1 protein-coding gene is annotated in these 1164 nt (G+C 61.5%); it reads left to right on the top strand.

The window, feature by feature from the left end; translation table 11 throughout:
• Positions 1-93 precede the first annotated feature (93 nt).
• Positions 94-1040, top strand: a protein-coding gene (locus A1351_RS04865) for an IS630 family transposase (RefSeq protein ID WP_371441452.1) whose coding sequence is annotated in 2 segments (ribosomal slippage) — positions 94-432 and positions 435-1040 — 945 coding nt in all. Because the reading frame shifts where the segments join, the coding sequence is not laid out codon by codon here.
• The last annotated feature ends 124 nt before the right edge of the window (positions 1041-1164 follow it).

The following is a 1164-nucleotide window of genomic DNA, read 5'->3' as shown; positions in this document are numbered from 1 at the left end:
TAGAGCGGGTTCGTCATTTTCCGATTCAAGAGAGGATTCCCGAATCGGCGAGAGCCTGATTCCTTACGTCATGAGCATTGACGGAGGGGGAAGATGGCTCGGGCCTACAGCCAGGATTTGCGTGATCGTGTGATCGACGCCGCGTTGAAGGGCCTCTCGGCGCGTCAGGCGGCATCGCGTTTCGGGGTCGGGGATGCGACAGCGATCGTCTGGGTTCGCCGCGCGCGTCAGACCGGTGAGCGCGGCGCGCGCAAACAGGGGCAGCCAAAACGCTGCAAGCTCGACCCGCATCGCGACTTTCTGCTCGGCCTGATCGAGGCGACGCCGGACCTGACCATCAGCGAGCTGTTGGAACGGCTCCTCACCGAACGCGGGATAAAGGCCAGCCGAGCGACGCTGTGGGGTTTTCTCGACCGCTGCGGTCTGACTTACAAAAAAAGACCGCCCATGCGAGCGAGCAGGATCGGCAGGACGTGAAAGAGCGGCGCGAAGCCTGGTTCGACAGCCAGCTCGATCTCGATCCCGAAAAGCTCGTCTTCATCGACGAGACCTGGACCACGACCAATATGGCGCGCAAGAACGGGCGCGCGCCGAAAGGCGAGCGGCTGCGCGCCGGCGTTCCACATGGACATTGGAAGACGACGACATTCGTCGCCGGCCTGCGCCTGACCGGATTGACGGCGCCGATGGTTCTCGACGGCCCGATCAATGGCCAATGGTTCCAGGCCTATGTCGATCAGGTTCTCGTTCCGACGCTCTCACCGGGCGACATTGTCGTGATGGACAACCTGGGGAGCCACAAGGGCGCTGGCGTGCGCAAGGCCATCGAGGCGGCCGGCGCGACGCTGCTCTATCTTCCGCCCTACAGTCCCGACTTCAACCCGATCGAGAAGGCCTTCTCCAAGCTCAAAGCTCTGCTCCGCAAAGCCGCCGAGCGAACCGTCGACGCCCTATGGAACAGGATCGGCGCACTGCTGAAGGAGTTCTCCCCCACCGAATGCGCAAATTTCTTCGCCGCCTCAGGATATGAGCCGGTTTAAGGTGAATCCGCTCTAGGCGCGCGCGTCCAATTGAGTGTTACTGAAGCAGGCCGAAGCCAGACTTTCAAAAAAACGACGTCTCCCTAGAGCGCTATCCAATCCGATTGGATCGGATAGCGCTCTA

Source organism: Methylosinus sp. R-45379, from assembly GCF_001644125.1.
Taxonomy (GTDB): Bacteria; Pseudomonadota; Alphaproteobacteria; order Rhizobiales; family Beijerinckiaceae; genus Methylosinus.
This window is presented reverse-complemented; position numbering and strand designations above follow the sequence as displayed.